Source organism: Streptomyces sp. NPDC020362, assembly GCF_040642095.1.
Taxonomy (GTDB): domain Bacteria; phylum Actinomycetota; class Actinomycetes; order Streptomycetales; family Streptomycetaceae; genus Streptomyces.
Genome location: NZ_JBFAET010000356.1, coordinates 1 through 5,114 on the forward strand (window position 1 = coordinate 1; position 5,114 = coordinate 5,114).

2 protein-coding genes are annotated in these 5,114 nt (G+C 72.2%); one reads left to right on the forward strand and one right to left on the reverse strand.

Features of this window, described 5'->3' with window-relative positions:
- Positions 1–1,648: PAS domain-containing protein (locus AB0H32_RS46745; RefSeq protein ID WP_361135347.1), on the reverse strand; the 1,648-nt coding region annotated here is incomplete at its 3' end.
- A 265-nt stretch (positions 1,649–1,913) separates the two neighbouring features.
- On the opposite strand from AB0H32_RS46745, the gene AB0H32_RS46750 reads away from it, so the two are divergent.
- Positions 1,914–5,003, forward strand: a complete 3,090-nt coding sequence (locus AB0H32_RS46750; protein WP_361135350.1) for a glycoside hydrolase family 2 TIM barrel-domain containing protein — start codon at positions 1,914–1,916, stop codon at positions 5,001–5,003.
- Positions 5,004–5,114: the final 111 nt, after the last annotated feature.

Below are 5,114 nucleotides of genomic sequence, written 5' to 3' on the forward strand. Positions count from 1 at the left end.
AGCGCCGTGACACCGGGTCGTACACGGCGTACAGACAGGTGGCGCCGACCTCGCCGGGGCTGCCGTCGCCGCCGGACTCCTCCGAGAGCCGCACCACCAGGTCGTCGAGATGGGTGAGCAGCTCGTCCGGGGCCAGGTCGATGTCGGCGAGGGTGCGCACGGCCGTGCGCAGCCGGCCCATGGTGGCCGAGGCCTGGACGCCGTGGCCGACGACGTCCCCGACCACCATCGCGACCCGCATCCCGGACAGCGGGATCACGTCGAACCAGTCGCCGCCCACCCCGGCGCGGGCTGCCGGCAGATAGCGCGAGGACGCGTCCAGGGCGGCGGTGCGCGGGAGGGTGCGGGGCAGCAGGCTGCGCTGCAGGGCGAGGGCCGTGTCGCGCTCGCGGGAGTAAAGCCGGGCGTTGTCGATGCAGACCGCGGCGCGGGCGGTGATCTCCTCGGCGAGCAGCATGTCGTCGTCGGTGAACGGGTCCCGGCGCCGGTGGCGGGTGAGGACCGCGACCCCGAGGGTCAGCCCGCGCGCCATGATCGGCACCGACATCGAGGCGTGGATGCCGAAGTCCCGCACCCGCCGGCCGCGCGCGGTGTTCCAGGTCAGCCACTTGGCCATGTCGCCCTCGGCCATCGTGGCCCGGATCGTGCGGCCGGCGACCATCGAGTCGGCCTGTGGCGAGAGGGCCGGGTACACCTCGACCTGTCCGGGCTCGGCCACCGCCTCCGGAACGCCGCCGAGGACGGACTGGTGGGCGACCCGGCGCAGGTTCACCGGGGCGGTGACGCGGGCCGGGGGTTCGTCGCCGTACTCCTCCGGGTCCAGCAGGTCGATGGTGACGAAGTCGGCGAGGGCGGGTACGCACACGTCCGCCAGCTCCTGTGCCGTCCGCGTGATGTCGAGGGTGGAGCCGATGCGTACATTCGCCTCGTTCACCAGCTGCATCCGCTGCCGGGCCTGGTAGTTCTCGGTGACGTCGTGTGCGGCCAGGCACACGCCCCGCACCCGGCCCTCGGTGTCGGTGACCGGTGCCATCCGGGCCTGCCAGGTGTGCGCCCGCTCGCCGCCGCCGGTGCGCATGTACGTCTGGACGTCCAGCGGCCGGCCGGTGCCGAGCACCTGGAGCATGCTCTGCTCCAGCTCCTCGCTCTGCGGCTTGCCGCCGATCTCCGAGATCCTGAGGCCGCGCAGGCGATCCTCGGGCAGCCCGATCACCTCGGCCATCGCGGCGTTCATCCGGCGCAGCCGCAGTGAGTCGTCGTACACGGCCACGGCGCACGGTGCCTGGATCAGGCCGGCCCGTTCGAGCGGATCGTCGGGGGCCGCCGGGTCCCGGCCGGTCAGCGGGGTGACCACCAGCCAGTTGCCGCCGCGGCCGTCGCTCGCGAGCCGGCGGTGGACGAGCAGCCACACGGAGACCGTACGGCCGTCCCGGTGGCGTAGTGCGACCGTCCCCTCCCAGCGCGTACCGGCGGGCACGGCGACCGTGCCGTCCCTGGCCAGCAGCCGGGCCGCCGGGCGGCCCACGACGGAGTCGGCCGGGTGGCCGAGCAGGCGCCGCGCGCCCTCGTTCCACTCCACCAGCGTTCCGTCGTCGTCGATGACAGCCCGGGCCGTCGCCGCATCGTCGAACGGATAGACCCGGCTCATCGTCGCCGCTCCCAAGCGCACACTCACAGTGAACAGGTGGCACCACTTCCGTTCCAGCGTAGTGCGTCGCGCATCTCCGTGAACCGCAACCCCCGGCGACGGGGTCAGCCGGTCGAACGCGGTCAAGGCGGAAATCCGGCCGAAGCGACACGCGGGGCAGCCGGGCGTTTCCGCACCCTTGACGATCGTGTGTGGCGGGCCGTCAGAATCTGTTTGTTCACGATCAGTTGTGAGTACTTCTGGGCCCTGATGAGGGAGAGCCGTCATGACGGTCACGCGCAGATCGGTTCTGGTCGCAGCCACGGCAGCGCATGCGGCCGGAGTGCTCCCGGGCGGTGCCGCGGCCCTGGCCGCCGAACCGCCGGCCGCCGCGGCAGGACGCCAGGTCGTCCCGCTGCGGGACGGCTGGCGCTTCGCGCTGGCCGACCCGGGCGGCATCACCGACCCGACCGGCGCCTACGCCCGGGCCGCCGAGCCGGGGTACGACGACTCGGCCTGGCGCGAGGTCGCCGTCCCGCACGACTGGAGCATCGAGCAGACCCCCACGACGGACCACGGCACCACCAGCGGCACCGGCTTCTTCCCGGGCGGCCTCGGCTGGTACCGGCTGGCCTTCACCCTGCCGCCCGGGTACGCCGGCCGGCGGATCTCGGTGGAGTTCGACGGCGTCTACATGGACTCCTACGTCTACTGCAACGGCACCGAGGCCGGCCGCCACCCCTACGGCTACACCGGCTTCGCCTTCGACCTCACCGGCCTGGTGCACACCGACGGCAGCACGCCGAACGTCCTCGCGGTCAAGGTCCAGAACCAGCTGCCGAGCAGCCGCTGGTACTCGGGCAGCGGCATCTACCGCGACGCCCGCCTGGTGATCACCGACCCCGTGCACGTGGCCCGCTGGGGCACCTGCGTCACCACGCCCCGGGTCGACGCCGAGCGGGCCGTGGTGCGGGTGGCGACCACCGTGCTCAACGAGTCCGGCACCGGCGCCGACGTCCAGGTCCTCACCCGGATCGCCGGCCCCGACGGCCGCACGGTCACCCGCACCGCCACCACGGTCACCGTCTCCGGGCAGGCCGCCGAGACCCACGAACTGACCGTCCCCGAACCCCGCCTGTGGGACGTCACCACCCCCCGGCACCGCTACACCCTGCACACCGAACTCCGCGTCGCCGGCCGCACCGTCGACACCTTCCGCACGCCCTTCGGCATCCGCACCTACCGCTTCGACCCCGACGAGGGCTTCTCGCTCAACGGCACCCCCACCAAGATCAGGGGCGTGGACCTGCACCACGACCAGGGCGCCCTCGGTGCGGCGATCAGCATCGACGCGGTGCGCCGGCAGATGACGATCATGAAGTCGATGGGCGTCAACGCCTTCCGCACCTCGCACAACCCGCCCTCGCCGCAGATGATCCAGGTCTGCGAGGAACTGGGCATCGTGATGATGGTGGAGGCCTTCGACTGCTGGAAGACCGGTAAGACCCGGTACGACTACGGCCGGTTCTTCGACGAGTGGTGCGAGAGGGACGCCACGGAGATGGTGCTGGCCGCCCGCAACTCGCCGGCCGTCGTCCTGTGGTCCATCGGCAACGAGATCCCCGACTCCACCTCGGCCGCCGGGCTCGCCATGGCCGACCGGATCATCGGCGCGATCAAGGCGGCGGACGACACCCGCCCGGTGGTCATCGGCTCGAACAAGTACCACGGCGTGCCCGCCGACGGCTCCCCGGCCGACCGTATGCTCGCCAAGCTCGACGGCCTCGGCCTGAACTACAACACGGCCAGGTCGGTCGACGCCCTGCACGCCAGATACCCCCACCTGTTCCTGTTCGAGTCCGAGTCCTCCTCGGAGACCTCGACCCGGGGCTCGTACCAGGAGCCGGAGCACCTGAACACCGGCGAGAACCACACACCGGGCCGGCGCGAGACCTCCTCGTACGACAACAACCTCGCCTCCTGGACGATGAGCGGCGAGTACGGGCACAAGAAGGACCGGGACCGCAGGTGGTTCGCGGGGCAGTTCCTGTGGTCGGGCATCGACTACATCGGCGAGCCGACCCCGTACGACGTCTTCCCGGTGAAGGCGTCCTTCTTCGGCGCGGTCGACACGGCCGGCTTCCCGAAGGACATGTACCACCTGTTCAGGAGCCAGTGGACCACCGAGCCGATGGTCCATCTGCTGCCGATGAGCTGGAACCACGAGGAGGGCGACACGGTCGAGGTCTGGGCCTACGCCAACGTGCCGTCCGTCGAGCTGTTCCTGAACGGACGGTCCCTGGGGGTGCGGGAGTTCGACGTCAAGAAGACCACCGACGGCCGCAGCTACCTGGAGACCACCGAGGCCACCGGCGACGACAAGACCTTCCCCGACGGCCCCTACCCGGGCAGTTACACCAGCCCCAACGGCAGCGCGGGCAAGCTGCACCTGACCTGGAAGGTGCCGTACCGGCCCGGTGAGCTGAAGGCGGTGGCCCGGCGGGACGGCAGGGTGGTCGCCACCGACGTGCTGCGCACCGCGGGCGACCCGCACGCGGTGCGGCTCGGCGCCGACCGGAAGTCCCTTGCCGCCGACGGGCGTTCGCTGGTCTTCGTGACCGCCGAGATCGTGGACGCGCACGGCGTGGTGGTACCCGGTGCCGACCACCTCATCGCCTTCGACGTGACCGGCGGCTCGCTGGCCGGGGTCGACAACGGCCGAGAGGAGAGCGCCGAGCGCTACCAGGCCAGTACGAGGACCGCGTTCCACGGCAAGGCACTCGCGATCGTCCGGTCCGGCGGGGATGCGGGCACCCTGAAGGTCACGGCACGGGCCGACGGCCTGCACTCGGGCACGGTCGGCGTGCGCACCACACCGGCCTCCTCCGCCGCCACCACCGCAGCGCCCTCTTTCGCCCCCGACCCCCCGGCTGCCCCCGGCCACCCCTGTGCGGACGCCAGTTACTCCGGACGCGAGGACACCCTGCCGGCCGCGATGCTGGACGGCGACCCGGCCACCGGCTGGTCGAACGCCTTCGCCAAGTCGGCCACGGCCCTGCTGCCCGCCTTCGGCGGCGCCCGGCCGAAGGACTGGGTGTCCGTCGACCTCGGGCGCATCCGCACCCTGGACCGGGTGGCGGTCTCGTTCACCGTCGACGGCACGCACGCCCTTCCCGCCGCGGCCGAGGTGGCGGTGTGGGACGGGCGCGGGTACGTGCCGGTGACGGGCGCGCGGACCAACTGGGCCGCCACCTCGGACAGCCCGACGGTGATCACCTTCGACGCGGTGCGCGGCTCGCGGGTGCGCCTCACCCTCACCAGTGCCCACCCGGGCGAGGCCCGGGGAGCGGTGCGGATCAGCAGGCTCGACGTCTGAGCCGGCCCTCCGGCGCGCGTCCGGGGAAGCGGCTCACCGGCTTCCCCGGACGAGCCGTTGACGGAGGGTCATGACTAGGACAAGCATGGAGGTGACCCGGCTGGGAGCGCT